General features: G+C 31.6%; 5 protein-coding genes and 1 pseudogene. All 6 read left to right on the top strand.

The window, feature by feature from the left end:
- Nucleotides 1–102: 102 nt before the first annotated feature.
- Nucleotides 103–855: pseudogene (gene cobM, locus CI949_RS21030) on the top strand (precorrin-4 C(11)-methyltransferase); the annotation flags it as partial.
- A gap of 12 nt (nt 856–867) precedes the next feature.
- Nucleotides 868–1,632 (top strand): sirohydrochlorin cobaltochelatase, encoded by a 765-nt coding sequence (locus CI949_RS21025; protein WP_365941928.1) that lies wholly within the window; start codon nt 868–870, stop codon nt 1,630–1,632.
- A 42-nt stretch (nt 1,633–1,674) separates the two neighbouring features.
- Nucleotides 1,675–2,433, top strand: coding sequence for an energy-coupling factor ABC transporter permease (locus tag CI949_RS18150; protein ID WP_290768983.1), 759 nt, complete (start codon nt 1,675–1,677; stop codon nt 2,431–2,433).
- A complete protein-coding gene (locus CI949_RS18145; RefSeq protein WP_073157142.1) occupies nt 2,420–2,719 on the top strand; it encodes an energy-coupling factor ABC transporter substrate-binding protein in 300 nt (99 codons plus the stop codon). Before CI949_RS18150 ends, CI949_RS18145 begins: the two co-directional genes overlap by 14 nt.
- Nucleotides 2,716–3,498 (top strand): cobalt ECF transporter T component CbiQ, encoded by a 783-nt coding sequence (cbiQ, locus tag CI949_RS18140; RefSeq protein WP_089716118.1) that lies wholly within the window; start codon nt 2,716–2,718, stop codon nt 3,496–3,498. Before CI949_RS18145 ends, cbiQ begins: the two co-directional genes overlap by 4 nt.
- Nucleotides 3,491–3,810: energy-coupling factor ABC transporter ATP-binding protein (locus tag CI949_RS18135; protein ID WP_290768978.1), on the top strand; the 320-nt coding region annotated here is incomplete at its 3' end. The genes cbiQ and CI949_RS18135, both read left to right, overlap by 8 nt.

Genomic DNA, 3,810 nt, shown 5'->3' with positions numbered 1-3,810 from the left:
GGTTTTGAAGATGAGTTTTATACTGAGAATATAGAAGTGTTTAAAAATAAAAAAATTGAATATCTGACATTAATGATAGTAAAAAGAAAGGGGATTTATTAGATGAAAGTATATATAATAGGCGCTGGTGCTGGTGATCCAGAATTATTAACTATTAAAGGCAAAAAAGCAATAGAGAATTCCGAAATCATTATTTATGCTGGTTCATTAGTTAATCCAGAAGTTTTAAAATATAATAAAGCTGCTAAAACATATAATAGTGCTAAATTAAGTTTAGATCAGGTAATTGAAATAATAAAAAAAGCAGCAGCTGAGGATAAAAATGTAGCCAGAGTCCATACAGGAGATCCTTCTATATATGGAGCAATTAAAGAGCAGATTGATAGTTTGGCTGCAAATGGGATTGACTATCAGATAATTCCAGGAGTAAGTTCATTTTTAGCAGCAGCAGCAGCTTTAGAAGCAGAGTATACTTTACCAGATGTTTCCCAAACTGTTATTTTAACCAGACAGGCTGGCAGAACTCCAGTTCCTGAGAAAGAAAAATTGGCTAGTTTAGCTCAACATCAAGCTTCAATGGCTATCTTTTTAAGTGTACAGATGATAGAAGAAGTAGTAGATAATTTAAGCAAGGAATATCCTTTAACAACTCCAGCTGCTATTGTAGCCAGAGCTTCTTGGTCAGACCAAAAGATAATTAAATCTACTTTAGGTGAAATTGCAGCTGAAGTAAAAGCAGCTGGGATTAAAAAGACGGCCTTAATTTTAGTTGGTGATTTTTTAGATAGTGATTATCAGAAATCTAAGTTATATGATAAAAATTTTGCCCATGAATATAGAAATGGAAAAAAAGAAAAAAAAGCTATTTTGGTCGTTAGTTTTGGTACAAGTTATCATGAAACTAGAAAAAAAACTATTAAAGCCTGTGAAAAAAGAATAAAAGATCATTTTCCAGAATATGAAGTAAAAAGAGCTTTTACTTCAGGCATGATAATTGAAAAACTTAAGCAAAGAGACAATATTTATATTGATAATCCTAAAGAAGCTCTAAAAAAATTGTATAAGGAAGGTTATCAGGAGGTAATTGTTCAGCCTCTTCATATAATTAATGGTAGTGAATTTCATGATTTGGTAAGAACTGTAAAGAAATTTAGAAATAATTTTAGAAATTTAAAATGGGGTAATGCACTTTTATCTAAAACTGCTGATTATTTTGATGTAGCAAAAATATTAAAAACTGAAGTAGAAAATAATTCTAAAGAACAGGCTGTCTTATTAATGGGACATGGAAGTTCACACGCTGCTAATTCAGATTATGCTGCCCTTGATTATGTGCTAAAAGAAAGAGGTATGAAAGATTATTATGTTGGAGCAGTTGAAGGATATCCAGAAATTAAGGTAGTTATTAAACAACTTAAGGAAAAAAAATACAAAAAAATAAAGTTGGCGCCGCTGATGCTGGTAGCAGGAGATCATGCACAAAATGATATGATTGGAGAAGATGAAGATAGCTGGAAAAACATTTTAGAAAATGAAGGTTTTGAGGTAGAAGTTCAGCTAAAAGGACTTGGTGAATATGAAGGTATTCAAAATAAATATGCAGCAAAGTTAAGATCTTTACTGGAAAAATAGATTACTTAAATCGAGATAAAAAAATAATAAAGGGGAGTAATCATGAAGAAAAATAAAATTGCTTTAACTACATCACTAATCTTTACTTTACTTTTAATACCTAAAACTGTTTATGCAATGCATATTGCAGAAGGCTTTTTGCCAATGAAATGGGCCGGTTTTTGGACTGTGCTTGCAGTACCATTTTTAATAATCAGTGTTAAAAAAGTAAATAACATTCTAAAAGATGAAAGTCCGGGTATTAAAATGCTTTTGGCTCTTGCTGGTGCATTTATCTTTGTCCTATCCTCTCTCAAACTACCATCTTTAACTGGCAGCTGTTCTCATGCAACTGGCATCGGTTTGGGTGCTATTTTATTTGGTCCCTGGCCGATGGTTTTACTAGGGACAATTGTGCTAATCTTTCAGGCACTTCTTTTAGCTCATGGCGGAATAACAACTCTGGGGGCAAACCTTTTTGCAATGGCAGTAGTTGGATCATTTGTAGCTCATTTTATGTTTAAACTATCAAAAAAAGTTGGGGCTCCGGTCTGGTTTTCTGTTTTTTTGGCGGCTTCATTGTCTGATTTCTTTACATATATTACAACTGCTGGACAGCTGGCGGCAGCTTTTCCTGGTAATTCAGGGTTTATGGCTGCTTTAGTTAAATTTTTAAGTGTATTTGCATTTACCCAAATACCGCTAGCTATTGTTGAGGGGCTTTTAACTGTTCTTGTATTTAATATCATTCAAGAATATGGCAAAAATGAACTAGATGAATTATCAATTATTTCAAGGAGGAAGAGACATGAGCTTAGCTAAGAAAAATTTGATAATAATTTTACTTATCCTCATAGTGGTTATTACTCCCTTAATAATAAAAAGAAATGCTGAATTTTTAGGGGCGGATGGAATGGCTGAAGATGTGATTACAGAAATAAGCCCACAATACACTGCCTGGTTTAGCAATATATGGGAACCCCCGAGTGGAGAGATAGAAAGCTTACTTTTTGCTCTTCAGGCAGCCATTGGTGCCGGATTCTTAGGCTATTATATTGGTCTGCAGAGAGGCAAAAACAAAGATAATAATAGGCAAGATAAAAAATGATAGATATTGATCAGTATGCTTATAATAATAATTTCAGCAGTTTTCATCCATTAGAAAAATCTTTTTTTGCTTTATTAACAATATTAATTACTTTAACTGCTAATTCTTTTATGACATCAATAATTGTAATATCAGTTATCAGTCTTTTGATTATAACTGCTGTTGGTATTCCGTTTAAATTTTATTTAAAGCTGCTTTTTATACCTGTATCTTTTCTTATTATTGCATCGATAACTGCAGTATTTAGCATTTCTCGAGAATTAAATAACTATTTTTTTTACTTCGAATTAGGTGGATGGTTTCTCGGTTTAGAGTCTAAATCACTAAATACAGCAGCATTATTATTTTTAAAATCATTTGCTTCAATCTGCTGTATGTATTTTTTAACTCTAACAACCCCAGTATTAGAAATCATTTCTGTCTTAAGAAAGTTTAAACTTCCTGAAATAGTTATAGAATTGATGATGCTTATTTATCGTTTTATTTTTGTTCTTTTAGATACTGCAGATTTAATAAGAACCTCACAGTTATCAAGGTTAGGTTATTCTTCAATTAAGAAATCTTTTTTTTCTATAGCTAAGCTGATATCTAATCTTTTTATCAGGGCCTATTATCGGGCTCAAGGTCTGCTTACAGCTCTTGTGGCCAGAGGATATGATGGTAAGATAAGAGTACTAGAAAAAAAATATAGTTTTTCTTATAAAAATATAATGATGATCATATTATTTGAAACATTTTTGATTATTGTTTCAATTTTTGGTGGTGGTAATTTTGTCTAAAAAAGTACTTGAAGTAGAAAATTTAGTTTTTAACTATCCAGATGGAACTAATGCATTAGATGGTTTATCCCTCAGCATTGAAAAGGGTAAAAAAATAGCTATTCTTGGCGCAAATGGTGCCGGAAAGTCAACACTATTTCTCCATTTAAATGGAATCTTAAAGCCCAAACAAGGAAATATAAAATTTAGAGGGAAAAAAATATCTTATAAGAAAAAAGAACTGCAAAATTTAAGAAAAAATATTGGTATAGTTTTTCAGGATCCAGATATGCAGCTTTTTTCATCCAGTGTTTTTCAAGAAATTTCATTTGG

The sequence above is a fragment of the Halanaerobium sp. genome (assembly GCF_003070835.1).
The sequence above is the reverse complement of the archived record's forward strand: the minus strand, read 5'-3'. Positions and strand labels throughout refer to the sequence as shown.

Bases quoted from the DNA above. Each gene is read 5' to 3' on its own strand.
- CI949_RS18150 (WP_290768983.1), top strand. From the start codon at position 1,675: ATGAAGAAAAATAAAATTGCTTTAACTACATCACTAATCTTTACTTTA.
- CI949_RS18145 (WP_073157142.1), top strand. From the start codon at position 2,420: ATGAGCTTAGCTAAGAAAAATTTGATAATAATTTTACTTATCCTCATA.
- cbiQ (WP_089716118.1), top strand. From the start codon at position 2,716: ATGATAGATATTGATCAGTATGCTTATAATAATAATTTCAGCAGTTTT.